Below are 24,822 nucleotides of genomic sequence, written 5' to 3'. Positions count from 1 at the left end.
AGGGTACTTTGCGTCAGAAGACCAGCTTCGAGCGGCGCTGCTGGCGCAGCACCTCCTCGATCCAGCGGTCCAGCCGGGTGGTCTCGGCCAGGGCCGCCTCGCGGTCGGGATAGGCGGTTTCGAAGCGGAGGGCGAGCCAGCGCCAGGCCACCAGGCGCTTATGCACCTTCTCGGCCCGCTCCAGCTCCTCCCGCGCCGCGCGATCGGCGGCGGGCAGGCGGCCGGCCATGGGCGGCGGGACGGGGCGACCGGCGCCATGCTCCACCGCCCAGCGCGCCAGGCGGGCGACGCCATTGTCCCGCTCATCGACGGGGCAGAGGGCGTAGGTCCAGCGGTCGAGCAGCGAGAGGCCGGGGACGCCATCGATGGCGGAGGCGACGGCCATCGCCTGGGTCAGGTCGGCGAGGCGGTAATTCGGGTCGTCGGCGCGCAGCACGGCGCGCTTGATCCGGGCCAGCACGCCGAACAGGCTGTCGGAGCCGATCTCGGCCGCGACGGCGGCGATGATGTCGGCATCGGGCTGCACCAGCGGGCGCGGATCCTCGGGCACCGTCGGGGCGGCCGAGAGCATGGCACGGATGAAGTCCGGGCTGCCGCCGCCGGCGAGGACCGCGACGATCCCCTCCTCATGCTGGCCATAGCGGCCGGCGCGGCCGCCGATCTGCTTCACTTCCTGGCTGTTCAGGTCGCGGCGGGCCTCGCCGTCGAATTTGCGGAGCGTCGAGAAGACGACGCGGCGGATGGGCAGGTTGAGGCCCATGCCGATAGCATCCGTCGCCACCAGCACATCGGCATCGCCATTGCGGAAGCGCGCGGCCTCGGCACGGCGGACCTCGGGGCTCAGCGCGCCATAGACCACGGCGACGCGGCGGCCGCGCTTCACCAGCTCCGCCCGCAGGTCGAGCACGTCGCGGCGGGAGAAGGCGACCAGCGCATCGCCGGTCTGCAGGTCGCCGAGGCCGACCGGATTGCGCGCGGCGACCAGCGGGTTCTTCCGCTGCAAGGTCACCTCGTCCATCTCGTCGTCGCAGAGCCGGGCGATGCGGCGCACCAGCGTCGCGCATTCCGGGGCGCCGAGGACGAAGACCTCGCGCGCCGGGGCGCCCATGATGGCGGCGGTCCAGGCGGCGCCGCGGTCGCGGTCGCCCAGCATCTGCGCCTCATCGATCAGCGCCACATCCACCGGGTTGTGGAAGGGGCACATCTCGACGGTCGCGGCCAGGTGGCGGCTGCCGGGGACGGGCATCCGCTCCTCCCCGGTGACGAGGGAGGCGGCGACGCCGCGGCTGGCCAGGGCTTCCCGGAATTCATGCGCCAGCAGCCGGAGCGGCGCGAGCGCCATGCCGCTGGAGGAGGCGGCGAGGCGGTCGAGCGCGGTATGGCTCTTGCCGGAATTGGTCGGGCCGGTGACGAGGGTGATGCGGCGGTTCAGGGCGCGGGCGGTGGCGAAATGCCCGGCATAGCGGTCGAGCGCGGCGACGCGGGCGATGGCGGCATTGCCGGCGCGGCCGGGCCGCAGCACCACCGGGGCGGCGGGGTCGCGCGGCCGGCCGGTAGTATCCCGCCAGGCCTGGACCTGCGGGCGGAGGGCGGTGACCTCCTTCGGGTCGAATTCCCATTTCTCCTGGCCCTTGCCGCGCACGGGGATGCGGCGGGCGATCGGGATCAGGCCCTGGCCGACCCAGCGCAGCACCTCGCGCTCGGTCGCGCCCAGCAGCTTCGGCAGGGCGCGGCTGTCGACCAGGCTGCGTTCCCAGGCACGGAGGCGCTGGACCTCCTCGCGCCGCTTGCTCCGCGCCGCATCGGCCGCCTCGCGCTGCTCCCGCCGGCGGCGCGATTCGACCGCGCCGGCGGCATCGAGGAAATCGATCTCCGCCCCATCCCGCAGGCCGAAGGCGCCCGCAACCTCGCGGGCCAGCGCCGCATGACGGTCGGCCGAGAGGCTGCCGGAGCCGGTTTCGGTCAGTTCGGCCGCGATCGCCTCCAGCGCCGCCTCGGGCGTGGGGCCAAGGCCACGGAGGCGGCTGGCGATGGCGGCATCGAGCGCGGCGAGCAGGGTCGCGTCATCCGGCTCCAGCTCGCGGATGGTGCCGGCGGCGGTCTCGGCCTCGGCGCGGCGGACCCAGTTGCGGCCGGCGCGGTTGGCGAGGTCGTTCAGCCGGGCGATCCAGGCGCGGCGGCGGGTCTCGATCAACGCGGTGCGGACGGTCTCGGCATCGGCCGGCATGCGCCGCTCGACGCGGCGGATGAGGGCCGGCATCTCGCGCGGCGCGACATCGAGGCCGGAGGCGAGGATCGCGGCTTCGGCGGGGGATTGGCTGGGGCGGCGCGCCGGGCTCGCCTCCTGGTCATCGGCCAGGGCGAAGGGGGCGCCATCGGATTCGGTCAAATCAACATCTCCGCGGCCGGCTCCCAAGGCTAGGAAGGGGGCAGCCGCGTCCATTCATGCGGTTCCTGTCCCGGTCCATATGGGTGGTCCGGGCCCGGATTGCCAGCGCCGATCAGCCCGGAACCGCGGACTGCCAGGCGCGCCCGGCCATGCCACGGGCCCTGATATCGGCCAGCGCGTTCTGCAGTTCCCAGGCGCGGAGCGGCTTCTCGACATGGGCATCCATGCCGGCCGAGAGGCATTCGGCCACCTCGGCCTGGTTGGCGCTGGCGGTGACGGCGAGGATCGGCACCCGGCCGCGCGGCCCGACAGCGGCGCGAATCCGGCGGGCGGCGGTCAGCCCGTCCATCACCGGCATATGGACGTCGAGCAGCACCGCATCCCAATCCTCGCTCAGCGCCGCCTCCAGCGCCCGGGCGCCGTCGGGGACCACTTCCACCGCATGGCCGGCGGCGTTCAGCAGGGCGCGGGCGACCTCGCGGTTGACCAGCACGTCATCGGCCAGCAGCAGGCGCAGCGGCTCGCCGAGGGCCAGCGGGGCCGCGAGGCCGGCCTCCGGTTCCTCGCCGGGGGCGGAGGCCGGCAGGGGCAGCTCGACCCAGAACAGGCTGCCCTGCCCCTTCTCGCTCTCGCAGCCGACCGTGCCGCCCATCAGCGCCACCAGCCGGGCGGTGATGGCGAGGCCGAGGCCGCTGCCCTCGGCCCCGGCGGTGCCGGGCAGGCGCATGAATTCGCGGAACAGGGCGGTGCGCTCGGCTTCGGTCATGCCCGGGCCGGTATCGCTGACCTCGAAGCGGATCAGCCCCCCGGCGGCCGGGTGGATGCGCAGCACCACCTCCCCCTCCGCGGTGAATTTCACCGCATTGCCGAGCAGGTTGAGCAGCACCTGGCGCAGCCGCAGCGGGTCGGCCTGGACCCAGCCGGCGGCGCGCGGCGCAAGCTCCACCCCGAAGGCGAGGCCCTTGGCGGTGGCGGCCGGGCGGATCAGCGCCGCGCAGGATTCGGCGAAGGCGGCCAGCCGGACCGGGGCGGGCTGAAGCGTGACCTTGCCGGCCTCGATGGCGGCCAGGTCGAGCAATTCGCGGATCATGGACATCAGATGCTCGCCGCAGGCGGTGATCTGCTCAGCGCAGCGCCGCTGCATGGGGGTGAGACCAGGATCGGCCTGGAGAAGCTGGGCATGGCCGAAGATGCCGTTGAGCGGCGTGCGCAGCTCATGGCTGAGGGTGCTGACGAAGCGGGTCTTGGCGGCGCTCGCGGCCTCGGCCGAATCGCGGGCGGCGGCGAGCGCATCGGCCAGCCCCGCCAGCTCGGCATTCTTCCGCGCCATCTCCGCCTGATGTGCGGCGAGGCGGGCGGCCATGCCGTTCACCTCCGCGGCCAGGCTGCCGAATTCGCCGCCGAAGCGGCCGGTCGCGGCCCGGGCTTCCAGATCGCCCGCGGCGATGCGGCGGATGACGGTGGCGAAGCGGGTCATCGGCCGCAGCAGCATCATCCGGCCGGCCAGCAGGGCGAGCGCCAGGGCCAGCAGGGTGCTGCCGCCGGCCAGCAGCAGGACCTGGCGCTGCAGGCTGTGCACCCCGGCCAGCACCGTCGCCGGATCGCGGCCCACCACGACCACGGCGCGGGTGCCGGGGATGGGGGCATAGCCGAACAGCCGGGTCGCGCCGGCGAGGCCGGTGCCGCTGCCATGCCCCGCCCGGCCCGACAGCGCCGGGGCAAGGCCGGTGCCGCGCAGGTTGCGGCCGAGGATATCGGGCGCCGGCGGGAAGCGGGCGACGATGGTGCCGCCCGCATCGGCCAGCAGCATGGCCTCGGCCCCGGCCGGGAGCTGCGGACGGGTCAGGTCGCCGAGCTGGGCGATGTCGATGCCAAGCACGATGAGCCGGCGGGCCAGCCCATCGATGCCGATCACCGGCTGCACCGCCATGACCATCGGCACCGGCACCAGCCGGCCGATGACGAGGTCCGAGAGGACGAAGCGGCGGGTCGAGAGCGCCGCCTGCATATAGGACTGGTCGGCGATGGAGAGGCCGGCGCCGGAGGCCTGGTCGGTGCAGATCGGCTGGCCATCCGGCCCATAGACGCCGAGCGAGCGCTGCCAGGGCGCGCCGCCGCTGAGGCTGCGGAGCACCGGCTGGCAATCCTCCGGCGCGCCATCGGTGATGGCGGGCAGCCGGGCCAGGGCGGCGAGCAGGGTCTGGGCATGGCCGATCAGCGCCGCCTGCTCCCGCGCCGTATTCACGGCAAGGTCCTGCAGCTCCCGCCCGGCCTCGGCCAGCCGGTCCTCGGCATTCCGGTTCTGCTCCCACAGCGTGACCAGCGCGGGCGGCAGGACCGCCAGCAGGATCAGCAGCAGGAGCCGCAGCCGGAGCGAACCGAACCGGCGCGGCGCGGGGGACGGAAGGGACAAGCCCATGACCTCGGTTGCGGGCACGGCGGCCCCTTGGGCATACGATAATGCAGCGGCCTGCCGAAGCAACCTAAAGTTAGTCCATGCACAATTGCCACACGCATAAGTAGGCAGAACACACCCCTGGGGAGAGCTGGCCGTGCGGTCCCTGCCGAAAAGGTGAGCAGCTCAGGCCTGGAGGAAGGCCAGGCGGTCCTCTTCGAGCACCAGGCAGGTCAGCTCCCGCCCGAAGACCGCCCCGGTATCGATGCCGATTCGGTTGCGGCGCAGCACAGGGCCGCGGCTGGGCGAATGGCCATGCACCACGACGCAGCCGAAATCGGCCTCGGAATTCAGGAAGGGGCCGCGGATGCGGATCAGATCCTCGGGCGACTGCGCCTCAAGCGGCAGGCCAGGGCGGATGCCGGCATGGACGAAGAGGTAGCCGCCGAGCCGGTGCATCAGCCCCAGCCCATCGACGAAGCGGCGATGCGCGGCGGGGATCGATTCAGCCCAGAGGCGGGGGTCGCCATCTGGGTCGACGCCCCAGCTCTCCAGCGCTTCCCGCCCGCCCTGGATGCGCCAGTCGGTGATGGCGGCGCGCTCGCCGGCCAGCGCCTCCTGCATGCAGCGTTCATGATTGCCGAGCAGGTTGACCATGGGGAGGCCGGGAATGGGCGAGCCGCCGCAGAGCCGGGCGACGACGCCGGCGCTGTCCGGCCCCCGGTCGATGAAGTCGCCGAGATGCAGCAGCAGCGGCTGCGCCACCGGCCGGGCGGCGAAGTCCTCGGCAATCCGGGCATGCAGCGCGGCCAGCTGCGCGTCGCAGCCATGGACATCACCGATGGCATAGACCCGGTGGCCCGGCGGCAGCGCGGCCGGGGCGGTCTGGAATTCCGGCATCATCCCCCTCTACGGCGCCGGGCGCAGCCCCATCGCGAGGCTCCGCTCATCCATCCGCGCCTCGTAGCGGAGGCCGGACCGCGCCGCCCAGGCATTGACCAGGTGAAACAGAGGGATCAGCGCCACAACCTCGCTCGCCATATGCACCGCCTGGCGCAGCATCGCCTCGCGCTCCTCTGGGTCGAGGGTGGCGGTGGCGCGGTCGGTCAGCGCATCCAGCGCCGGGTTGGAATAGCGCCCGGCATTGGAGGCGCCGCGCCGGGCGGAGGGGTCGTAGGTGCCGAGCACATTGGCCAGCAGGTAGCTCGCCTCCCCCGTCGTGCTGCCCCAGCCGAGCAGGCGCATGGCGAATTCCTGCCGCGCGCTGCGGGCGGAGAAGGCGGACCAGGGCAGCGCCGCGACCTCGGTGCGGATGCCGATCCGGGTCCACATCTGCGCCACCGCCTGGGCGGTGCGGGCATCGTTCGGGTAGCGGTCGTTCGGGCTGTGCAGCGTGAGGCGGAAACCCTCCGGATAGCCGGCCTCGGCCAGCAGGCGGCGCGCTTCCTCCGGCGCGAAGGGCGGGACCGGGGTGCCGGGGTCATGGGAATAGACGCCGGGCGGCAGCCATTGGCCGGCGGGGCGGGCGGCGCCTTCCATCACCCGCTCCGCCAGGGCCTGGCGGTTGATGGCGATGGAGAGGGCGCGGCGCACCCGGACATCGCGGAAAGGATTGCGCGGCAGGGGTTGGCCGGCGCCGTCGGTGACGAAGGGCAGCATCCCGTCGCGGGAGAAATCGGCCTGGAGGTAGATCAGCCGCAGCCCCTGGATCTCGGAGACCGCGACGCGCGGATCGGATTTCAGCCGCGCCAGATCGGCCGAGGGCACCTGGTCGATCAGGTCCACATCGCCGGCCAGCACCGCGGCGGTGCGGGCCGCGTCATTGCCGAGGAAGCGCAGCGTGACGCGCGACCAGGGCTCGCGCGGGCCGAACCAGGCCTCGTTGCGGGCGAGCTCGGTGCGGTCATTGGCGGTGTGCGAGAGCAGGCGGTAAGGGCCGGTGCCGATCGCGGCCTTGCCGCTGTTGAAGTCCTCGGTCGTCGCACCCTGGGCGGCGTGGCGGGCGATGATGGCGATATAGCCGATCTCGGTCGGCAGCAGGGAATGCGGCTGCTTCGTGTGCAGGCGGATGGTCAGCGGATCGACCACCTCCACCTGCTTCACCATCCGCAGGAAGCTGCCATAGCCGCCCGGGCTGTTCGGCACATTGGGCGCGCGGGCGAGGCTGAAGGCGACGTCCTCGGCGGTGAAGGCGTGGCCGTCATGCCATTTGACGCCGGGGCGCAGCCTGAACTCCCAGACCGTCGGCGCGATGGCGCGCCAGCTCTCGGCCAGGCCGGGCTGGAGCTGCACCCGGGCATCGCGTTCGACCAGGCGGGAGAAGACATGCGCCGAGAGCTGGGCATTCGGCGCGGCATTGAAGAAATGCGGATCGACCGAAGTGGCGGGCGCGGCGAGGCCGAGGATGACCGTATCGGCCGGGCGCTGCGCCGCGGCGGGGTCGCCGGCGAGGAGGGTGCTGGCCAGGCAGCAGAGGGCGAACCGCGTCGCGGCGATGGCCCGGAGGCGGGACGTCACGCGGTCTGCACTCCTTATGGTCAGCACCCCCTTTGTATGCCAGGACTCGGGCGGAACCAAAGCCCCGGGAGGAATGGCATGCTGGAGGTCGAAAGCATCGAGGCGCTGCGCGCCCATATCGGCCGGAGCCTCGGCACCAGCGACTGGCTGGTGGTGGACCAGAAGATGATCGACCAGTTCGCCGAGGCGACCGGCGACCACCAGTGGATCCATATCGATGTGGAGCGGGCGAAGCGCGAGATGCCGGGCGGCAAGACCATCGCGCATGGCTATCTGACGCTGTCTCTGCTGCCGCGGCTGAACCATGGCATCTTCACCATCAAGAAGCGCAGCCGGGGGGTCAATTACGGCTCCAACAAGGTGCGCTTCACGGCGCCGGTGCCGGCGGGTTCGCGCATCCGCGGCCATCTGACGCTGAAGGCCATCGACCCGGTCGAGGGCGGGGCGCGGCTGACTATGGAAGCCTCGGTCGAGGTCGAGGGCAGCAGCCGCCCGGCCCTGGTCGCGGAGACCCTGTCCCTGGTCTACGAGTAGGAGGTCGCCATGGCGGCCAGGATCACGATCTTCGCCGCCGGGCTCGGCGCGGCGCTGGCCCTCGGGGCCGGGGAGGCCGCGGCGCGGGGCGGACACCATGGCGGCGGCGGGTATCGCGGCGGGCATGGCTATTACGGCGGCGGCTACCGGGGCGGATATGGCTTCGGCTTCCGGGTCGGGCCCCCGGCCGGATACTACCGGCCGCGGGCCTATGGCTATGGCTACGGCCCCGGCTATTGGGGTCCCGCCTGGGTGCCGCCGCCGGTCGTCTATGCGCCGCCGGCCTATTTCCCGCCGCCCGTGGTCTATGGGGCGCCGCCGGTGATCTATGGCGCGCCACCGCCGGTGGCCTTCGGCGCGCCGATCGGGGATGCGCTGCCGTCGGCCAAGGGCGCGGATGGGGGCTACAAGCGGTAGCGGGCCGATCCCGCCATCTCATGGCTGGTGGCGCCGTTCCGCCTTCCGGCGAGGAGGCGCGAGAGCGGCGCCCGCAGCCGGCAGGCGAGGCCACCCTCGCGCCAGTCCAGCCGCGCCTGGCCGCCGAGCTGCCGCAGCGTCGCCTCGATCACGCTCGAACCGAAGCCCCGCCGGCGCGGCGGCTCCGGCAGCGCGGGGCCGCCCGTCTCGACCCAGTCCAGCACCAGCACCCCCTCCCCCGGATCGAGTGACCAGGTGACCGAGACGAGGCCGCCCGGCACCGACAGGGCGCCGTATTTGGTCGCATTGGTGGCGAGTTCGTGCAGCGCCATCGCCAGCGGCTGCGCCGCCTCCGCCGCGACCAGGACCGGGGGGCCGGCGAGGCGCATGCGTGGCTCCGGGCCCTCCCCGCCGACAAAGGCCGCCAGTTCGCCCTCGACCAGCATGGCGAGATCCGCGCCGTCCCAGCGTCGCTTGGCGAGCAGCGTCTGCGCCCGGGCCAGGGCGCCGATGCGGCCCTCGATCGCCCGGGCGAAGGCCGTGGCATCCTCCTTCGGCGTCAGCCGGATCGCCGCCTGCACCACCGCCAGCGCGTTCTTGGCGCGATGGTCCACCTCGCGCGCCAGCAGCGCCTGGCGCTCCTCGCCCAGCCGGCGCTCGGTGATGTCCTGCAGCGTGGCGATGGACCGGGCCGGGCGGCCGGGCACCTGCGGCAGCAGCACCACGGATTCGATGACCCAGCGCAGGCCGCCATCCTTCCGCAGCAGCCGCTTCTCCACCAGGAAGGGCCGCCCCTCCGCCATCGCCTCGCGGAAACCCGTCTCGTTCCGGGGGCGGTCCTCGGGATGGGTGACGTCGAGGAAGGTCATCCCCCCGAGCAGCTCGCTCTCCTCATAGCCGAGCATCTCGCAGAGGGCACGGTTGACCCGGATGAAGCGCAGGGTGGCCGGGTCGTTCTGCGCCTTGCCGACCACCGAATTCTCGAAGATCGCGCGGAATTCGGCCTCGCTCGCGGCCAGCATGGCCTCGCCCGCCTTGGCCTCGGTGATGTCGATATGGACACCGACGAAGCGTCCCCCATCGGCGCGATGCGCCGACCACAGCCCGCGCGCATGCATCCAGCGCAGCTCCCCGGTATCGGCGCGGAGGATGCGGAATTCGTCCTCATAGGCCGTGCCGGAGGTGACCGCGGCATGGGCCACCGCCTCGGCGCGCGCGCGGTCCTCGGGATGGACGCAGGCCAGCCAGGCATCCCAGCCGAAGCCATGGGGCGCCGCCTCCGCCGGCATGCCATAGAGGCGTGCCTGCGACAGGCTCACCACCGTGCGCCCGGTCTTCGGGTCCAGCTCCCAGGTGCCGATCCGGCCCGCCTCCTGCGCCAGCCGGAGCCGCTCCTCGCCGGCGGCGAGAGAGGCGGCGACCTGGTCGAGCTCGCGGATCGAGCTCGGGCCCGGCACGGGCGCGGCCCCCACCTCGGCGGCCGCCAGGGCGAGGGCCCGGATCGGGCGGGCGAGGCGGCGGCCATAGACCAGCGCCGCGGCCAGCGAGGCCCCGACCGCCAGCAGCCCCGCCGCGCCGAAGAACAGCGCCGAGCGCCAGAGCGGCGCGTCGAGCACCGCCTCCGGCACGCCGATGGCGACGCGCCAGCCCCAATTCGGCAGGCGGACATAGGCGCCCCAGACCGGGATGCCGGCGACATTCACGCTGCGGACGGTGCCCTCCTCCGCGCTCGCCTCGCGCAGGGCCGCATTGGCGAAGCTGCCGACGAAACGGTCGTGGTCGGGCGCGCGGGCGACGATGCGGTCCCTTCGGTCCAGGATGGAGACACCCCAGCCCGCCGGCAGGCGATGGCGGTCGAGCAGCGTGGCGAGATGGCGGGCGCGGAAGGCGATATTGAGTGCGAAGGCGACCTCGCCATCGCGCAGCACCGGGGCATCCAGCAGGATATAGGGCTGCGGGTCGGTGGTGCCGGTATAGAGGTCGGAGACGCAGGTGGAGCGGGTGCGGAAGACGCATTCATCCGTCGCCAGCACGGCCGGGGCCCGGGTGACCGGCAGGGGCGTGCCGAAGGGGAAGAGCGTGTTCACCACCTGCTGGCCCGACCGGTCGCGCATCACGATGGCGCCGCCCTCCGGCACGACCTGACGGGCCTGCCAGTCGAAGCGACGGAGGTCGTCATCCTGCAGCGCCGGCGAGGTCGCCAGGCTCCGGAGCGTGCCGCCGAAGCCGGCCAGTTCCCGGTCCAGCTCCAACGCGATGTTACGCGCCATGACCATGGTCTGCCGCTGGACGTCTCGGCGCGCGCCCTGGACCGAGTTCCAGGCGAGGAGACCGAGCAATGCCCAGAGAGGAATGACGATCGACAGGGTGAATCCGGCCAGATGGACCCAGACGGGTCGGGCGCGGCGCGGAGGATTGCCAGAAACAACTATTGCGGGATTCACCGGCATCCTTCTGCCTTGTCCCCGCCCTTCCAACAACGAGTATATCGTCGGGCCATCGGATGGCGTCGAGGATGGCGTAAGGTAGTCTCGTTATCGTGATGGACCCGTTGCGAAAAGCGCCCGGTCAGGAGCCACTGCCCAGCACTGCTTCCAGCAAGGCGTCCGGCCCCGGCTCGGCCGGCAGGCGGCCATCCAGCAGCAGCATGGCGAAGCCATGCACCAGGCACCAGGACCCGATCGGATGCGCCGCCCGCCCTGCCGGCCCGGGCGGCGCCGCGGCGGCGATGCGGGCGAGGGTGCCGAAGGACCCGGCCATGGCGGCGCGCAGCGCGGCATCCTCGCCCTGGAGCAGCGGGCTGCGGAACATCAGCTGGAAGAGCCCGGGATGCACACGTGCGAAGCGCACATAGGCGCGGCCAAGGTCGCGCAGCGGATCGGCTGAGCCGGCGGCGGCCGCCTCCAGCGCCGCGCCGAAGCGGGTGAAGCCCTCGGTGGCGAGGGCCGTCAGCAGCCCGCGCAGATCGCCGAAATGATGCGCCGGGGCGGCATGGGAGACGCCGGCGGCGCGGGCGATGGCGCGAAGCGAGAGGCCGTCCGGCCCCGCTTCCTCCAGCAATGTCTCGGCAGCGTCCAACAGGGCGGGGCGCAGGGCGCCGTGGTGATAGGCCATGCGGAGGTAGATGGACCCCAATCTTGCCAGTGGCAAGTTTTGCTTGACGCGGCGCCGCGGGATAGTGATTCTGACACTGTCAAGTTGGAGACCCAAGCCATGACCGCGACCACCTTCCTCCTTGTCCTGCACATCATGGGCGGCTTCGCCGGCCTGCTGGCCGGGCCGGTGCCGATGCTGGCGAAGAAGGGTGGGCGGCTGCACCGCCGCGCCGGCTGGGTCTTCGCCGGCGGGATGGGGCTGTCCGCCCTCGCGGCCTTCCCGCTGGCGCTGATCGCGGGGAACCGGCTGCTGCTGACGATTGCGGTGCTGACCGGCTTCCTGGTCGTGACCGGGATGCGGGCGGTGCGGTTCCGCCACGGGGCGCGGCCGGGCGCGGGCGATGCGGCGCTCTGCCTGCTGCTGGCGGGGTTCGGCGCCTGGCTGCTGGGGACGAGCCTCGACCCGATGAACGTCACCGGCCTCGCCTTCGGCGCCGGCAGCCTGGTGCTGGCGGCCCGGCAATGGCGGACGCAGCGGGCGGCGCGGCCGGACTGGCTGCTGGCCCATATCATCGGCATGAGCGCCGCCTATCTGGCGACGCTGGACGCCTTCCTGGTGGTGAACCTCCACTTCCTGCCGAAAGCGGTGGTGTTCCTGGCGCCGAGCCTGCTGGGCACCATCCTCATCGCCTGGGTCGCGGCGCAGCATGTGGCCCGCACCACGCGGCGGGCTGCGGCCTGAGCTAAGGTCCGTCAGACAAGGCCGGCGGTTGAGGGCCGACGAGGGATTTTTCGGCTTGGGCAGGAGGACGGTGCAGCCGATGCTGGTTGCATCGGCAAGCCGGCCGACGCACCCAGGACGGAAAAGACCCGGCGGACCGACCCGATCGGCCGTGTCTGACGGACCTCAATCGAGCTGGATGCCGGCGCGGCGGATGGCGGTGCCGTAGCGGGCGATCTCGCGCCGGACCAGGGCGGCGGCTTCCTCCGGCGTGCCGCCGGCGGCCTCGAAGCCGGCATCCCGCAGCCGGGCCCGCAGCGCCGGATCCGCGAGCGCCCGGGCCGTGGCCTCGGACCAGCGGCGCAGCGCCGGCTCCGCCAGCCCCGCAGGCCCATCGAGCATGTACCAGACATCGAAGTCGTAATCGGGCACGCCGCTTTCCATGACCGTCGGCACCTCCGGCAACTGGTCGGAGCGGCGGGCGGTGGTGACGGCGAGGCCGCGCAGCATCCCCTGCCGGATGCCCGGCAGGACCGAGGCGAGGGTGTCGAAATTCACATCCACCACGCCCTGGGCCAGGTCCATCACCACCTGGCCGCTGCCGCGATAGGGGACATGCACCATCCGCGTCCCCGTCGCCTGCATGAAGAGCTCGGCCGCAAGGTGCTGGCTGGTGCCGACGCCGTTGCTGGCGAAGTTCAGCCGGCCCGGATTCTCCCGCGCCAGGGCGATGAAGCCGGCGAGGTCGCGGGCGGGGGACTTGGCCGGCACGGTCACCACCATCGGCACCGCGGCGACGAGGACGATGGGTGTGATGTCCCGCGCCGGGTCGAAGGGCGGGCTGCGCATGGCGAGCGGCACCTGCACCATGTTGCTGACCGTCCCCAGCGTCACCGTATGCCCGTCCGGCCGGGCGCGGGCGGCAGCGAGCGCGGCGATGGTCCCTCCCCCACCGGTGCGGTTCTCGACCGCGACGGGCTGGCCGAATTCCTCGGAGAGGCGTGCGGCGAGCAGCCGGGCCAGGATGTCGGTGCCGCCGCCGGGGGCGAAGCCGACCAGCAGCGTCACGGGGCGGGCGGGAAAGGGCGGCTCCTGCGCCGCCGCGGCGGCCGGCAGGAGCAAGGCGGACAGCGCCCGGCGCGGGATCATGCGCCGAGCCTCGGCGCGCCGAGCTCCCCGGCCAGCGTGTCGAGCTGCGTGCGGAGCTGGGGCGGGATCGGCACGCCCTCCGCCGCGCGGCGGGCGCGGGTCGCGGCACTCTGCTCGCCGGGCAGGAAGATGCGATCGACGCCGGGCAGGCGTTCGCTGCCGCGGATCTCGCGGGCCAGTTCATCGACACGGCGGCGGAAGGCGGCGGGGTCGCCGAAGGCGGCGATGTCGATGGCGAGCACGGCCTGGCCGGTATTGGTCACCGTGGTGTCGTCGGCGTTGAAGTCCACTACTTCCCGGCCCATCGCGGCGCCGTTCAGCGTGCCGGCGAGCAGGCCGAAGATCAGCGCCAGCCCATAGCCCTTGTAGCCGCCGATGGGCAGCAGCAGCCCCTCCCCCGCCCGCTTCGGATCGGTCAGCGGCTGGCCCTGCCGGTCGATCATCCAGCCTTCCGGCATCGCCTCGCCGCGCTGGGCGCGCAGCTTGACCTTGCCATAGGCGGCGACGGTCGTCGCCATGTCGAGGACGATCGGCGGCTCCTCCTCGGTCGGGACGGCGACGGCGATGGGGTTGGTCGAGAGCAGCAGTTCCAGCCCGCCCCAGGGCGGCAGGTGGTTCGCGCTGCCGACCGCGAGATAGAGGCCGATCATCCCCGCCTCCATCACCATCCGCGCATAGAGGCTGGCCGGGCCGGCATGGTTGCCATGGCGGACGCCGCACCAGGCGACGCCCTGGGTGCGGGCCTTCTCGATCGCGGTGCGGGCCGCCATGGTCGTGGCGAGATGGCCGAGGCCGTTGTCGCCGTCGATCAGGGCGGAGGCCGGGCGTTCCTCGACGATGCGCGGGACGGCGCGGGGGTTCATGCCGCCGGCACGGATGCGGCGGATGTACTGGGCGAGGCGGAAGACGCCATGGCCATCGGCGCCGATCAGGTCCGCCTCGGTCATCAGCCCGGCGACCAGCGCGGCATCGGCGGCGGGGACGCCCGCCGCCTCATAGATGCCGGCCATGAAGCGGCGCAGCGCTTCGGCGGGGACTCGCTCTGGCATCGGTCTTCCTCCCTTGCGGGGAGGCTAGACCGATGCCCCGCCTCAGGCCATGGCCGCCGCGGCGGAGCGCTTCAGCCCGACATATTCAAGCTCCGCGATCAGGCCGGTGGCGATGGCCTGGATCAGGATGAAGCAGCCGCCCAGCATGTTCGGCGCGATCCAGCCCGGCAGCAGCAGCAAGACGCTGTCGATGGCCCAGAGCGCATTGCCCGCGACGACGCCGAGCACCGCCCAGCGCGGCAGCGCCGGCCGCGTGGCGAGCCAGAGCAGCAGCGCCGCAAAGGCCAGCAGGAAGAACCCGCTTTCCCGCAGCAGGGCCAGCGGCAGGTGGAACCACCAGCCGAGCGGCGCAGCGCCGACAGCCAGCAGCAGGCCGAGCAGGAGGCAGCTCGCCGCATCCAGCAGCAGGGCGCGGCGGAGGAAGGTCGAGGGGATGATCATGGCTCAGGCCCCCGGCGCCATGTCGATAAAGCCGATGACGCGGGCGAAGCGGCCATCCGCGGTGAGTTCGGCGATATCGGTGCCGGCGGCGATAGCGGGGCCGCCCTCCGGCGCCAGATCCCAGGCGAAGCGCAGCAGGTTGTGATGCGCATCGACGCCGCCACGGCGGCTGAAGCGGTGGCCGGGGAAATGCGCCTGCGCGGCGCCGATCATCGCGGCGATGCCCGCGGCGCCGCTGCCTTCCATCAGCGGGTCGGTATAGGTCGCCGTCTCGGCGAAGGCCTCACGGGCCAGCGCCGTGCGGCGGCCGGCATCGGCCTCGTTCCAGCAGGCGATATAGGTGTCGATCAGCCCCTCGTGGTCGCTCATCTCCGTCACTCCCGATGCGGCGGGAGGATCCCGCCGACACGCGGAAAGTGACGGAGTGCGCGCCGCGGCGCGATTACGTCGCAGGTCGTATTCGGCCGCGGCATTCGCCGAAGCCGATGGGCACCGCGCCATCCCGCGCGGCGCGGGCACGGAAGATCACCGTGTCGCCATCCTCCAGGAAGCGGCGCTCCTCGCCATTCGGCAGGGTGACCGGCTTGCGGCCGGCCCGGGTGATCTCGAGCAGCGCGCCATAGCCATCCTCGGTCGGCGAGGAGATGGTGCCGCTGCCGAGGAGATCGCCGGGGGCGAGGTTGCAGCCGCCGACCGTGTGATGCGCAACCATCTGCGCCGGCGTCCAGTAGAGGAAGCTGGTATTGCTCAGCGAGAGGCGGAAGGGCCCGCCCTTCGGCGTCTCCAGCAGCACCTCCACCGCCAGGTCGAGCGCGCCCCGTGCCTGGTCGGCCTCGTCCCAGAGATAGTCGAGCGGGCGCGGATCGCCCTCCGGCCGCGGCGGCTGGGCGATGCGGAAGGGCGCCAGCGCCTCGGGCGTGATGACCCAGGGGCTGATGGAGGTGTGGAAATTCTTGGCGAGGAAGGGCCCGAGCGGCTGCGCCTCCCAGCCCTGGATGTCGCGCGCCGACCAGTCGTTCAGCAAGCCATAGCCGGCGATCGCCTCGCCCGCCGCGGCGATGGGAACCGGCTCGCCGAGTGCGTTCCCGCTGCCGATCCAGATGCCGAGCTCCATCTCGTAGTCGAGATTGCGGCAGGGGCCGAAGGTCGGCGCCGTCTCCTCCGGCAGCTTGCGCTGGCCCTTGGGCCGCCGGACCTCGCTGCCCGAGACGCGCACGGAGGAGGCGCGGCCGTGATAGCCGACGGGGACGTATTTGTAGTTGGGCAGCAGCGGATTGTCGGGGCGAAACAGCGTGCCGGCATTGGTCGCGTGATGGATGCCGGCATAGAAATCCGTGTAGTCGCCGATGCGCGCCGGCAGGTGCAGCGTGCAGGCCGAAGCCGCATGGAGATGCGGGCGGAGCTGCTCCGCCTTGGCGCTGGCGGCGGTGAGCAGCGCCGAAAGCCCGGCGCGCAACGCCCGCCGCGGCGCGGGGCCGAGGGCGAAGACGGCGTTCAGGGACTCCGCGCCCATCGCCTCGGCCGCGGCGCGGGCCTCGGCCGGCAGCAGCGTGGCGATGGCGGGGACATCGAGGATCATGTCGCCGATCGCAACGCCGCCATGCGGCTTGCCGCTGGCGGTCGAGAAGATGCCGAGCGGCAGGTTCTGGATCGGGAAGTCCGGATGCCCGTTGGCCGAGGCGACGAAGCTGGTCAGCTTCGGGTCATGCGTCGCGTCCACCTCAGCGCCCCCCGTTAAAGGTCTTGGGCAGCCCGTCCCAGCAGGAATCATAGCTCGGCTGGAGCTGCTGGCAGCCCATGGCGAAGGCGGTCGGGCGGATCACCTGGCTGGTCTCGAACATGAAGGCGAGGGTGCCGGCGATCTTGTGCGGCTTGAGATCGGCAGCGATGGCGCGCTCGGTCGTCGCCGCATCGGGACCATGGCCCGAGAGGCGCGGATGCAGCGAGACGCCGCCGGGCAGGAAGCCCTCCGCCTTCGCGTCATAGACGCCCTGCACCAGCCCCATGCACTCGTTCATCACGTTGCGGTGGAACCAGGGCGGCCGGAAGGTGTCCTCCGCCACCATCCAGCGCGGCGGGAAGATGACGAAGTCCATATTCGCCGTCCCCGGCGCCGTGGTCGGGCTGGTGAGGACGGTGAAGATCGACGGGTCCGGGTGGTCGAAGCTGACCGTGTTGATCGTGTTGAAATGCACGGTGTCATAGAGATAGGGCACGTTGTTGCCATGCCAGGCGACGACATCGAGCGGCGAATGGCCGAGCGTCGTCGCCCAGAGCGTGCCGCAGTATTTCTGCACCAGCTCGGTGGGCTCGTCCCGCTCCTCGTACCAGGCCACCGGCGAGAGGAAGTCGCGCGGATTGGCGAGGCCGTTGGCGCCGATCGGGCCGAGATCGGGCAGGCGCAGCGGGGCACCATGATTCTCCGCGATATAGCCGCGGGAGGGTCCGTCCGGCAGCTCGACGCGGAACTTCATGCCGCAAGGGATGACCGCGATCTGGCCGGGCGCGACCAGCAGCCGGCCGCACTCGGTCGCCAGCAGCAGACGGCCCTGCTGCGGCACCAGCAGCAGCTCCCCATCGCTGTCCATGAAGACGCGCTGCATGGACTGGTTGGCGCGATAGAGATGGATGGTGACGCCGGAGAGCGCATCGCCTGGCGCATTGGCGCCGATGGTGGCGAGGCCGGCGACGAAATCCGTCGGACCCTCCGGGATCGGCAGCGGATCCCAGCGCAGGCGGTTTGGGTTGGGCGGGGCGAGCGGACCGCAGAGCAGGCCCCCATCGATCGGGCGGAAGGCGCCATGCCCGGCCGAGGGGCGGATGCGATACAGCCAGGTCCGCCGCGCCTCATGGCGGGGGACCGTGAAGGCGGTGCCGCTGAACTGCTCGGCATAGAGGCCATAGGGCACGCGCTGCGGCGAGTTGCGGCCGATGGGCAGTGCGCCCGGCAGCGCCTCGGTGGCGAATTCATTGCCGAAGCCGGAGAGGGTCGCGAGCTCCTGCTGCACCGGGTTCGAGATGACGTTCATGGCGCTTCCCTCCTGCTGGGTCCCTGTTTGCACCCCGGCCCAACTGGTTTCAAGTGAAACCGTCTACCGCACCCGGGCCAGCAGCCGCCGGGCGCGTTCCACCACCGGCAGGTCGATCATCGCCCCCTCGAAGGCGACGGCCCCCTGCCCGGCCGCCACCGCCTGCTCGAAGGTCTCGATCAGGCGACGGGCACGGTCGGCCTCGGCGGGCGGGACGCCGTATTCCTCGTTGATGATCGGCACATGCGCCGGATGGATGCAGGCGGTGCAGGCGAAGCCGAGCTTGCGGCTGCGTTGCAGGCTGGCGCGATAGCCCTCCAGGTCACGGAAATCGGCGAAGGCGCCGATGGAGCCGAGCGGCAGGATGCCGGCCCCACGCGCTGCCGCCACCACCATCATGCCGAAGGGGTAGAGCATGTCGGCGCCGGGGACGGCCTCCAGCTCGGTCGAGAGATCCTCCGAGCCGAGGCCGAGCGCTGCCATGCGCGGGTCGGCCAGCGCGATGGCGGCGAGGTTCGGCAGGGCCTGCGGCGTCTCGACGATGCCGATGAAGCGGGTATGGCCGAGGGGCAGGCCGAGCGCCGCCTCCCGCACCGCGACCACTTCCGAGAGCAGCTTCACATGCTCTGCGCCCATCACCTTCGGCAGCATCAGCGCCGAGACCTCCGGCCGGATGGCGGCGGCGATGTCGGGCACCGCGAGCTCCAGCGGGCGGTTGATGCGGACGGCGAGCGCCTGGCCCTCCGCATGCAGCATGGCCGCCGCGCCGGGAAGCGCGGCGCGGGCGGCCTCCTTCTCGGCCGGCGGGATGCTGTCCTCGAGGTCGAGGATGATGACATCGGCGCCGCGGGTATGCGCGCGGGCGACAAAACGCTCGGCGGTGACGGGGACAAACAGCAGGGAACGCCAATTCGGCACGGTCATTGGAAGATCCTTTGTTGGGCGGGCCGATTCAGCCCTCCGCGCCATACGGCGCTCCGGCCATCGGGCCGCATCCTCAGGCGGCAGCGCCGGATTGCAGCATGGCGTCGATCTCGGCGGGCGCGTAGCCGGCCTCCGCCAGGATCTCGCTTGTATGGGCGCCGAGGCGCGGGGCGGGCAGCACCTCCTCGCGCATGCCGCCGTGGAAGGTGACGGGGGTGCGGGTGCGGCGGATGCGGCCCTCGGTCGGGTGGTCGTCGAAATTCCAGAAGCCGACATCGCCGAGATGCGGGTCCTCCAGCAGGTCGTCGATGGAGTTGTAGCGCGCGGCCGGCACATCGGCCTTGGCGAAGATCTCCAGCCATTCCGCCGTGGTCTTCTGCACCAGCGCCTCGACCTGGAGGGTGAAATAGGCGGCGGCGTTTTGGGTGCGGGTGATCGGCGTGGCGAAGCGCGGGTCGGTCTTCAGCTCCGGCCGGCCGATGACGTCGAAGAAGGCGAAGGCCTGGCGGTTGTCGTTCGGGCGGATGGTGATGTAGCCGTCGCTCGTCGGCAGCGGGCGGTAGTCGGGGCTCAGCAGGCGCGCATCGCCGCTCGGCCCCTCGGGCGGGTCGAAGGTGGCGGCGCCCATATGCTCGCTGGTGACGAAGCTCGCCATGGTCTCGAACATCGGCACCTCGATCGCCTCGCCCACCCCGGTCTTCTCGCGGCGGAACAGGGCGAAGCCGATGCTCTGCGCGGCGACGAGGCCGGTGATGTGGTCCGTCATCACCATGGGCACGAAGCGCGGCTCGCCGATCGCGCGCTCGAAGGTGCCGGCGACGCCCGAGAGGGACTGGATCACCGGATCATAGGCGGGGCGGCCGGCATAGCGGCCCTCGGTGCCGAAGGCGACGATGCCGCAATGGATCAGGCGCGGGTTCAGCGCTGAAAGGGACGCATGATCGAGCCCGGCACGGGCCAGCGCCGCGGGCCGGACATTGGAGACGAAGACATCCGCCGCCGCGATCAGCCGCTTCAGCGCCGCGAGGCCCTCAGGCTGCTTGATGTCGAGGAGGATGCTGCGCTTGTTGCGGTTGAAATTGATGAACTTGCCCGACATGGCGGGGGAGCGGCTGCCGGCCGCGAGGTAGCGCAGAATGTCGCCGCCGGGTGCCTCCACCTTGATGATCTCGGCGCCCTGGTCGCCGAGGGTGCGGGTGCAGATCGGGCCGACGACGACCGTGGTGAGGTCGACGACCTTCACCCCCTCCAGCGGCCCGCCGGTCACGCGGCGAACTCGCAATCCAGCTGGCCGCAGAGATTGCCGTCGCGGTCCTGCACCCAGGTCGCCACCTTGCCGCCGTCCGACGCACGCCCGCAGAGGGTGATGGTGTCGCCGACATAGATCGGCCGCGTCAGCCGCGCGGTGAAGCCCGTGAGGCGGCCGGGCGTATGCGCGACCGCGGCATCGAGCAGGAGCTGCATGGTGAGGCCCCCATTCTGCACCGTGTTCGGATAGCCCTCCTCGGCGCGGGAATAATCGGCATCGTAGTGGATGCGATGCGCGTTCCAGGTCAGCGCCGAGTAGCGGAAGACCAGCGGCGAACTCAGATGCTTCTCGATCCGCCAGGCGGCATCGGTGGGTGCCGGCGCGGGCGGGGCGACGGGGCTCGCCTCGCCGGGCTTCGGCGCCTCGCGGTAGACAGCGTCGAACTCCTCCTCGGCCACGACCTGACCATCGACCCGGTAGGTATGGCGCATGGTCAGCACGGTGATGAAGCCGGTGCGCGCCTGCTTGGGGACGATGGCGGCGACCTCGGCGATGCGCTCGGCCATGTCGCCGATCCGCATGCTGCCGGGGATGGTCACGCGCCGCCCGGCGCCCATGCGGCGCGGCAGCGGGATGGGCGGCAGGACGACACCCGGCTTCGGATGGCCGTCGGTGCCGATATCGGATTGGCGCGGCGTCTCATTGCAGAAGAAGACGAACCAGTGCGGCGGCAGCGGATCGCCGCGGCGGAAGCCGGCCGGGTCCATGTCCAGCATGCCGGCGATGCGCCGCACCTGGCCGAGGCCGATATCCTCCTCGACCACCCGCTTGCGGCCGACCCAGGACTGAAGATCATCACTCATTGTGCGTGCCACTCCGCCAGCAGGGCATCCATGATGCGGTCCACATCCGCCATCGCATTGTAGCCGTGGAAGCTGAAGCGGATGCGGCCGCGGCCATTCCAGGCCCAGACGCCCCGCTGCACCAGCGCCTCGGTCAGCGCAGCGGCGCCGGGGCAGGCGACGCAGACGCTGGCACCATGCCGGGCGGGGTCGCGCGGGGTGGTGCTCGGGATGCCCGCCGCCTCCAGCCGGGCGAGCAGCGCCGTGGTCAGGCGCTGCACATGCGCCTGCACCGCGCCGGGCGGATGGCGGCCGAGATAATCCAGCGCCTCCGCCAGCACATAGACGGCGCCATGGGCCGGATTGCCGCGGGCGAAGCGCATGGCGTCCGGCACCAGCTTCAATCCGGCGGAATAATCGGGCCGGCCCATATCGTCGATGGAATGCCAGCCGGCGGTGCTCGGCATCCAATCGGGCTGGCGGGCGCGGTTCCAATAGGCGATGGCGGTGCCGGTCATGCCCAGCAGCCATTTGTAGCCCGCAGCGAAGGCGAAATCGGCGATGCGCGGGTCTACGGCCAGGTAGCCCGCCGCCTGGGTGTGGTCCACCACCAGCAGCGCGCCGACGCCATCCGCCAGCCGCCGCAGCGCGGCGAGGTCGTAGCGCTCCCCGGTCAGGTAGGAGACATGCGAGACGGCGATCAGCCGCGTGCGGTCGGTGACGGCAGCGGCCAGCGCCGCCGGGTCATTCGCCCGGGCATAGCGGATCCCGATATGCGGATGGCGCTGCAGGGCCACCGGGGCGACGAGGGAGGGGTATTCGTCCGGGTCCACCAGGATGTTGTCGCCCGGCCGCCAGTCGAGGCTCTCGACCAGCATGGACATGCCCTCGGCCACATTGGCGACCAGGCCGATATCGCCCCGCTCCACGCCCCAGGCCCCGGCGACCAGGCTGCGGGCGCGCAGCACCTCAGCATCCTGGGCATGGCGGCCATGGATGCCGTTCGACTTGTCGGCGGCATAGCGGGCCAGCGCCGCGTCATGGCGATGGAGGAAGGCGGTCTCGCCGCCGGCGCAGACATGGGTGATCCCCGCCGGGATGCGGAAGTCGCGCGGGTCGAAGATCGGGGCATCGCCGGCAGCCGGCCTTTCGGCCAGCATCGCCTCGGCCGGGCTGGGCATGGCTTGGTTTCCTCCCTTGGGCGAGCGGATGATAGGAGCCTGGTGGGGATGGGCAAGCAGGGGGGATGGGGCATGGGTGCGGGCCTCTATGACGATCTGCCGCGCTTCCCCTTCCGCCCGGTCGCCGGGAAGCAGCGGGCGCCGGTGGTGGTGCTGGGGGCCGGGCCGGTGGGGCTGGCCCTGGCGGCGGGGCTGGCGCGGCAGGGGGTGCGCTGCCTGGTGGTGGAACCGCGCGGAGCCGTGAGCTTCGGCAGCCGGGCCATCTGCCTCTCCCGCCGCTCGCTGGAGATCCTGGAGGGGTTCGGCGTCGCGGCGCCGATCCTGGCCGCCGGCCTGCCCTGGACCACGGGGCGCAGCTTCTGGCGCGGCCATCAGGTCCTGGCCTTCGCCATGCCGCATGGGCCGGAGCAGCGCCACCCGCCCATGCTGAACCTGCAGCAATGCTTCACCGAACAGCTGCTGGTCGAGGCGCTGGAGGGCCGGCCGGAGGTCGAGCTGCGCTGGCACAGCCGGATGCTCGGGCTGCGCCAGGAGGCCGACCGGGTGGTGCTGCGGGTCGGCACGCCGGAGGGCGAATACGACCTCGAAGCCGACTGGGTGGTGGCGACGGATGGGGCGCGCAGCCCGGCGCGGGCCGCGCTGGGGCTGGAGCTGCGCGGCACCTCCTATGAGGGGCGCTACCTGATCGCCGATATCCGCCTGCGCTCGGCCACTCCGACCGAGCGGCGGGCCTGGTTCGACCCACCCTCCAACCCCGGCTCCACCCTGCTGATGCATCGCCAGCCCGGGGATGTCTGGCGGATCGACTACCAGCTGCGCGAGGAGGAGGATGCCGAGGCGGCGCAGCGCGAGGACGCCGTCCGCGCGCGGATCGACGCGCATCTGGCCGCGATCGGCGAGCCCAGCCAGTACGAGCTGCTGCTGATCAGCCTCTACCGCGCGCATTGCCTGACGCTGGACAGCTACCGGCAGGGACGGGTGCTGCTGGCCGGGGATGCGGCGCATCTGGTGCCGATCTTCGGCGTGCGGGGGCTGAATTCCGGCATCGAGGATGCCGGGAATCTCGCCTGGAAGCTGGCCGCGGTGCTGCGCGGCGAAGGGGGCGAGGCGCTGCTCGACAGCTATTCCGAGGAGCGGGTCTTCGCGGCGCGGGAGAATATCCGGGCGGCGCGGAAATCCACCCTCTTCATGACCCCGCCCAGCCGCGGCCATGCGCTGCTGCGCGATGCGGCGCTGAGCCTCTCGGTCCATGAGGACTGGGCGCGGGTGCTGGTCAACCCGCGGCAGAGCAGCGCCACCGCCTTCCCGGACTCGCCGCTCAGCACGCCGGAGGCGGGGGAGTGGGCGGCCGGGCCGCGGCCGGGGATGGTGCTGCCGAGCATCCCGCTCGGGGCGGGGCATGTGCAGGCGCTGGTCGGGCCGGGGCCGACTATCCTTTGGGCGCCGGGCCTGGCGCCGCCCACCGGGTTGCGCGTGGTGGAGATCGACGAGTCGGAGGCCCGGACAGCGCTCGGCCTGGCGCGGCCGGGGGCGGGCTATCTGATGCGGCCGGACGGGCATGTCGCCTGGCGCTGGCAGGATTGGAACGCGACCGGCTTCGCGACGGCGCTGCGGCGGATGATGAGGCGATGAGCATGGAGGAGGCGGCGCTGGAGACGCTCTGGGAGGAGCTGGCCGAGGCGGTGACCGCGGCGGGGCCGGAGCGCGAGAGGCTGTTCCTGGCCAAGCTCGCCCTGCTGCTGGGGCGGGAGGTCGGGGACCTCGACCGGGTCAGGGCGGCAGTGGCGGTGGCGCTGCGGGATCTGGAGTAGCGAGCAGCCTCGCCCGCGGCAGGCTCAGCCAGGCGCGGCTGCCGATGCCCGGCAGCGCCTCCAGCCGCAGCGTGCCGCCATGCGCCTCAACCAGAGAGCGGGCCAAAGCGAGGCCCATGCCCATGCCGCGGGTGCCCTTGGGCGTCGCGACGGCAAGGTCCTCGGCGGGGAGGCCGGCGCCCTCCTCCTCGACCAGGATCGCCACCGCATCCTCGGTCAGCACCGGGCGGATGTCGATCCAATCGCCCTCCCCTGTCAGCCGGGCGGCGCGGCCGAGCAGCGGCAGCAGGGCGCCGCGCAGCGCCCGGCGATCGGCCATCAGGACCAGCGGGGCGAAATCCGGCGAGACGCGCCAGCGCCGGCTGCCGGGGGCGAGCACGGCGGCGCCGAGGGTCACTGCTTCCTCGATCAGCGGGGCGAGCGGGACGGGTGCGGGGACAAGGCTGCGAGGCCCCGATTCGGCCGCCAACGCATCCTGCACCGTATCCGCCAGGCCGATCAGCCGGTGCCCGGCGCCGGCGGCCGGGCCAGCGAGCAGGGCGAAGCCCTGAACCCGAAGCTCCCGCGCCAGCAGGCCCAGCCAGCGGCCGCGGCTATCCGCCAGGCGCCGGGCGGCGGCGCCAGCAGCGCGTTCCCGCCAGGCCAGCAGGAAGGCGAGCGGCAGGACCAGGCAGAGGGCAAGAAAAAAGCCGGGCATGGGCCCGGCTTCCTATCAGCACAGCATGAAGCGGCGGTTTACGCCGCGGCGCCGGCCTTCTTCGCCTGGGCGCGCAGGATGCGGCGCTTCAGGACCTGCGCTTCCTCCGGCAGCTTCCGGTTCGGCGTGCCGAGCAGGAAGGCGTCGAGCCCGCCATTGTGCTCGATGGTGCGGATGCCGTTGGTGGTCAGGCGCAGCTGGATGCTGGAGGCCAGCACGTCCGAGAAGAAGGACGTCTCCTGCAGGTTGGGCAGGAAGCGACGCCGCGTCTTGTTGTTGGCGTGGCTGACGTTGTTACCCGTCAGAACGCCCTTGCCGGTGATACCGCAGCGGCGGGCCATGGTTGCTAATCCCGAACAGCAGGCGCGCGGCCAATGGGCCA

The 24,822-nt window shown here is 72.2% G+C and carries 23 protein-coding genes; 5 read left to right on the top strand and 18 right to left on the bottom strand.

Annotation, left to right across the window (positions count from 1 at the left end):
• Positions 1 to 13: 13 nt before the first annotated feature.
• From JMJ55_RS05910 to JMJ55_RS05895, 4 genes are all read right to left on the bottom strand, one after another.
• Complete coding sequence (locus tag JMJ55_RS05910) at positions 14 to 2,389, bottom strand: helicase-related protein (protein WP_407927528.1); 2,376 nt, start codon at positions 2,387 to 2,389, stop codon at positions 14 to 16.
• A 112-nt stretch (positions 2,390 to 2,501) separates the two neighbouring features.
• Positions 2,502 to 4,802 (bottom strand): ATP-binding protein, encoded by a 2,301-nt coding sequence (locus JMJ55_RS05905; RefSeq protein ID WP_202824585.1) that lies wholly within the window; start codon positions 4,800 to 4,802, stop codon positions 2,502 to 2,504.
• 168 nt (positions 4,803 to 4,970) lie between these two features.
• Positions 4,971 to 5,687 carry a metallophosphoesterase gene (locus JMJ55_RS05900; RefSeq protein ID WP_202824584.1) on the bottom strand — a complete coding sequence of 239 codons (717 nt, stop codon included), beginning with the start codon at positions 5,685 to 5,687 and terminating at the stop codon, positions 4,971 to 4,973.
• Positions 5,688 to 5,693: 6 nt separating this feature from the next.
• Complete coding sequence (locus tag JMJ55_RS05895) at positions 5,694 to 7,301, bottom strand: ABC transporter substrate-binding protein (RefSeq protein ID WP_328702575.1); 1,608 nt, start codon at positions 7,299 to 7,301, stop codon at positions 5,694 to 5,696.
• A 78-nt stretch (positions 7,302 to 7,379) separates the two neighbouring features.
• Between JMJ55_RS05895 and JMJ55_RS05890 the strand changes: the two genes are divergently transcribed.
• Both JMJ55_RS05890 and JMJ55_RS05885 read left to right on the top strand, forming a co-directional pair.
• Positions 7,380 to 7,835: a MaoC family dehydratase gene (locus JMJ55_RS05890; protein WP_202824582.1), complete on the top strand. Its 456-nt coding sequence runs from the start codon at positions 7,380 to 7,382 to the stop codon at positions 7,833 to 7,835.
• A 9-nt stretch (positions 7,836 to 7,844) separates the two neighbouring features.
• Positions 7,845 to 8,252, top strand: a complete 408-nt coding sequence (locus tag JMJ55_RS05885) for a hypothetical protein (RefSeq protein ID WP_236033445.1) — start codon at positions 7,845 to 7,847, stop codon at positions 8,250 to 8,252.
• On the opposite strand, the gene JMJ55_RS05880 is transcribed toward JMJ55_RS05885, so the two are convergent.
• Entirely contained in the window at positions 8,240 to 10,522 is a 2,283-nt protein-coding gene (locus JMJ55_RS05880) for a PAS domain-containing protein (RefSeq protein WP_202824581.1), read from the bottom strand. The genes JMJ55_RS05885 and JMJ55_RS05880 overlap by 13 nt on opposite strands.
• 298 nt (positions 10,523 to 10,820) lie before the next feature.
• Positions 10,821 to 11,366 (bottom strand): TetR/AcrR family transcriptional regulator, encoded by a 546-nt coding sequence (locus JMJ55_RS05875; RefSeq protein WP_202824580.1) that lies wholly within the window; start codon positions 11,364 to 11,366, stop codon positions 10,821 to 10,823.
• Between the two features lie 99 nt (positions 11,367 to 11,465).
• Between JMJ55_RS05875 and JMJ55_RS05870 the strand changes: the two genes are divergently transcribed.
• Positions 11,466 to 12,089: a DUF2306 domain-containing protein gene (locus JMJ55_RS05870; RefSeq protein WP_202824579.1), complete on the top strand. Its 624-nt coding sequence runs from the start codon at positions 11,466 to 11,468 to the stop codon at positions 12,087 to 12,089.
• Positions 12,090 to 12,254: 165 nt separating this feature from the next.
• On the opposite strand, the gene JMJ55_RS05865 is transcribed toward JMJ55_RS05870, so the two are convergent.
• From JMJ55_RS05865 to JMJ55_RS05820, 10 genes are all read right to left on the bottom strand, one after another.
• Positions 12,255 to 13,217, bottom strand: coding sequence for a Bug family tripartite tricarboxylate transporter substrate binding protein (locus JMJ55_RS05865; protein WP_202824578.1), 963 nt, complete (start codon positions 13,215 to 13,217; stop codon positions 12,255 to 12,257).
• The gene (locus JMJ55_RS05860) at positions 13,214 to 14,266 is read right to left on the bottom strand and encodes an Ldh family oxidoreductase (protein WP_202824577.1); all 1,053 of its coding nucleotides are present in this window, start codon (positions 14,264 to 14,266) and stop codon (positions 13,214 to 13,216) included. Before JMJ55_RS05860 ends, JMJ55_RS05865 begins: the two co-directional genes overlap by 4 nt.
• Before the next feature lie 42 nt (positions 14,267 to 14,308).
• Positions 14,309 to 14,707, bottom strand: a complete 399-nt coding sequence (locus tag JMJ55_RS05855) for a hypothetical protein (protein WP_202824576.1) — start codon at positions 14,705 to 14,707, stop codon at positions 14,309 to 14,311.
• Positions 14,708 to 14,710: 3 nt separating this feature from the next.
• On the bottom strand, positions 14,711 to 15,076 hold the full coding sequence (locus JMJ55_RS05850; RefSeq protein WP_202824575.1) for a nuclear transport factor 2 family protein: 366 nt from the start codon (positions 15,074 to 15,076) through the stop codon (positions 14,711 to 14,713).
• Positions 15,077 to 15,149: 73 nt separating this feature from the next.
• The gene (fahA, locus tag JMJ55_RS05845; protein ID WP_328702574.1) at positions 15,150 to 16,427 is read right to left on the bottom strand and encodes a fumarylacetoacetase; all 1,278 of its coding nucleotides are present in this window, start codon (positions 16,425 to 16,427) and stop codon (positions 15,150 to 15,152) included.
• A 1-nt stretch (position 16,428) separates the two neighbouring features.
• Entirely contained in the window at positions 16,429 to 17,736 is a 1,308-nt protein-coding gene (hmgA, locus tag JMJ55_RS05840; protein WP_202824573.1) for a homogentisate 1,2-dioxygenase, read from the bottom strand.
• Between the two features lie 63 nt (positions 17,737 to 17,799).
• The gene (locus tag JMJ55_RS05835) at positions 17,800 to 18,660 is read right to left on the bottom strand and encodes an HpcH/HpaI aldolase/citrate lyase family protein (protein ID WP_202824572.1); all 861 of its coding nucleotides are present in this window, start codon (positions 18,658 to 18,660) and stop codon (positions 17,800 to 17,802) included.
• A gap of 73 nt (positions 18,661 to 18,733) precedes the next feature.
• A complete protein-coding gene (locus JMJ55_RS05830) occupies positions 18,734 to 19,927 on the bottom strand; it encodes a CaiB/BaiF CoA transferase family protein (RefSeq protein WP_202824571.1) in 1,194 nt (397 codons plus the stop codon).
• Positions 19,924 to 20,772 (bottom strand): hypothetical protein, encoded by an 849-nt coding sequence (locus tag JMJ55_RS05825; RefSeq protein WP_202824570.1) that lies wholly within the window; start codon positions 20,770 to 20,772, stop codon positions 19,924 to 19,926. Before JMJ55_RS05825 ends, JMJ55_RS05830 begins: the two co-directional genes overlap by 4 nt.
• A complete protein-coding gene (locus tag JMJ55_RS05820; RefSeq protein ID WP_202824569.1) occupies positions 20,769 to 21,932 on the bottom strand; it encodes an aminotransferase class V-fold PLP-dependent enzyme in 1,164 nt (387 codons plus the stop codon). Before JMJ55_RS05820 ends, JMJ55_RS05825 begins: the two co-directional genes overlap by 4 nt.
• A gap of 72 nt (positions 21,933 to 22,004) precedes the next feature.
• On the opposite strand from JMJ55_RS05820, the gene JMJ55_RS05815 reads away from it, so the two are divergent.
• Together JMJ55_RS05815 and JMJ55_RS05810 are read left to right on the top strand one after the other, a co-directional pair.
• The gene (locus JMJ55_RS05815) at positions 22,005 to 23,564 is read left to right on the top strand and encodes an FAD-dependent monooxygenase (RefSeq protein WP_202824568.1); all 1,560 of its coding nucleotides are present in this window, start codon (positions 22,005 to 22,007) and stop codon (positions 23,562 to 23,564) included.
• On the top strand, positions 23,561 to 23,743 hold the full coding sequence (locus JMJ55_RS05810) for a hypothetical protein (RefSeq protein WP_202824567.1): 183 nt from the start codon (positions 23,561 to 23,563) through the stop codon (positions 23,741 to 23,743). Before JMJ55_RS05815 ends, JMJ55_RS05810 begins: the two co-directional genes overlap by 4 nt.
• Here the strand turns inward: JMJ55_RS05810 and JMJ55_RS05805 are convergent.
• Together JMJ55_RS05805 and rpmB are read right to left on the bottom strand one after the other, a co-directional pair.
• Positions 23,703 to 24,440, bottom strand: a complete 738-nt coding sequence (locus tag JMJ55_RS05805) for a sensor histidine kinase (protein WP_202824566.1) — start codon at positions 24,438 to 24,440, stop codon at positions 23,703 to 23,705. The genes JMJ55_RS05810 and JMJ55_RS05805 overlap by 41 nt on opposite strands.
• A gap of 38 nt (positions 24,441 to 24,478) precedes the next feature.
• The gene (rpmB, locus tag JMJ55_RS05800) at positions 24,479 to 24,781 is read right to left on the bottom strand and encodes a 50S ribosomal protein L28 (RefSeq protein WP_202824565.1); all 303 of its coding nucleotides are present in this window, start codon (positions 24,779 to 24,781) and stop codon (positions 24,479 to 24,481) included.
• Between the last annotated feature and the right edge of the window lie 41 nt (positions 24,782 to 24,822).

This window comes from Belnapia mucosa, assembly GCF_016775475.1.
GTDB classification, from domain to species: Bacteria; Pseudomonadota; Alphaproteobacteria; order Acetobacterales; family Acetobacteraceae; genus Belnapia; species Belnapia mucosa.
This window is presented reverse-complemented; position numbering and strand designations above follow the sequence as displayed.

Bases quoted from the DNA above. Each gene is read 5' to 3' on its own strand.
- JMJ55_RS05900 (WP_202824584.1), bottom strand. From the start codon at position 5,687: ATGATGCCGGAATTCCAGACCGCCCCGGCCGCGCTGCCGCCGGGCCAC.
- JMJ55_RS05890 (WP_202824582.1), top strand. From the start codon at position 7,380: ATGCTGGAGGTCGAAAGCATCGAGGCGCTGCGCGCCCATATCGGCCGG.
- JMJ55_RS05885 (WP_236033445.1), top strand. From the start codon at position 7,845: ATGGCGGCCAGGATCACGATCTTCGCCGCCGGGCTCGGCGCGGCGCTG.
- JMJ55_RS05880 (WP_202824581.1), bottom strand. From the start codon at position 10,522: ATGGCGCGTAACATCGCGTTGGAGCTGGACCGGGAACTGGCCGGCTTC.
- JMJ55_RS05875 (WP_202824580.1), bottom strand. From the start codon at position 11,366: ATGGCCTATCACCACGGCGCCCTGCGCCCCGCCCTGTTGGACGCTGCC.
- JMJ55_RS05870 (WP_202824579.1), top strand. From the start codon at position 11,466: ATGACCGCGACCACCTTCCTCCTTGTCCTGCACATCATGGGCGGCTTC.
- JMJ55_RS05865 (WP_202824578.1), bottom strand. From the start codon at position 13,217: ATGATCCCGCGCCGGGCGCTGTCCGCCTTGCTCCTGCCGGCCGCCGCG.
- JMJ55_RS05860 (WP_202824577.1), bottom strand. From the start codon at position 14,266: ATGCCAGAGCGAGTCCCCGCCGAAGCGCTGCGCCGCTTCATGGCCGGC.
- JMJ55_RS05855 (WP_202824576.1), bottom strand. From the start codon at position 14,707: ATGATCATCCCCTCGACCTTCCTCCGCCGCGCCCTGCTGCTGGATGCG.
- JMJ55_RS05850 (WP_202824575.1), bottom strand. From the start codon at position 15,076: ATGAGCGACCACGAGGGGCTGATCGACACCTATATCGCCTGCTGGAAC.
- hmgA (WP_202824573.1), bottom strand. From the start codon at position 17,736: ATGAACGTCATCTCGAACCCGGTGCAGCAGGAGCTCGCGACCCTCTCC.
- JMJ55_RS05835 (WP_202824572.1), bottom strand. From the start codon at position 18,660: ATGACCGTGCCGAATTGGCGTTCCCTGCTGTTTGTCCCCGTCACCGCC.
- JMJ55_RS05825 (WP_202824570.1), bottom strand. From the start codon at position 20,772: ATGAGTGATGATCTTCAGTCCTGGGTCGGCCGCAAGCGGGTGGTCGAG.
- JMJ55_RS05820 (WP_202824569.1), bottom strand. From the start codon at position 21,932: ATGCCCAGCCCGGCCGAGGCGATGCTGGCCGAAAGGCCGGCTGCCGGC.
- JMJ55_RS05815 (WP_202824568.1), top strand. From the start codon at position 22,005: ATGGGTGCGGGCCTCTATGACGATCTGCCGCGCTTCCCCTTCCGCCCG.
- JMJ55_RS05810 (WP_202824567.1), top strand. From the start codon at position 23,561: ATGAGCATGGAGGAGGCGGCGCTGGAGACGCTCTGGGAGGAGCTGGCC.
- JMJ55_RS05805 (WP_202824566.1), bottom strand. From the start codon at position 24,440: ATGCCCGGCTTTTTTCTTGCCCTCTGCCTGGTCCTGCCGCTCGCCTTC.
- rpmB (WP_202824565.1), bottom strand. From the start codon at position 24,781: ATGGCCCGCCGCTGCGGTATCACCGGCAAGGGCGTTCTGACGGGTAAC.